The 406-nt window shown below is 51.0% G+C and carries 1 rRNA gene (cut by a window edge); it reads left to right on the top strand.

Going from position 1 to position 406, the window contains the following annotated elements:
- A 23S ribosomal RNA gene (locus LFYK43_RS12085) occupies nt 1–406 on the top strand; its annotated part runs 902 nt beyond the window's last position; the annotation flags it as partial.

The following is a 406-nucleotide window of genomic DNA, read 5'->3' on the forward strand; positions in this document are numbered from 1 at the left end:
GCCACAGATCTTGTTCCGGGAGTCAGACTGCGAGTGATAAGATCCGTAGTCGAAAGGGAAACAGCCCAGACCACCAATTAAGGTCCCTAAATATGTGTTAAGTGGAAAAGGATGTGGGATCGCACAGACAACTAGGATGTTGGCTCAGAAGCAGCCACCATTCAAAGAGTGCGTAATAGCTCACTAGTCGAGTGATCCTGCGCCGAAAATGTAACGGGGCTAAACACATTACCGAAATTGTGGATCCGACCTTTAGGTCGGGTGGTAGGAGAGCGTTCTAAGGGCGATGAAGCCGGATCGTAAGGACCGGTGGAGCGCTTAGAAGTGAGAATGCCGGTATGAGTAGCGCAAGGTCAGTGAGAATCTGACCCACCGTATGACTAAGGTTTCCTGGGGAAGGCTCGTC

The organism is Ligilactobacillus salitolerans, assembly GCF_003864415.1.
In the GTDB taxonomy this organism is placed as follows: domain Bacteria; phylum Bacillota; class Bacilli; order Lactobacillales; family Lactobacillaceae; genus Ligilactobacillus; species Ligilactobacillus salitolerans.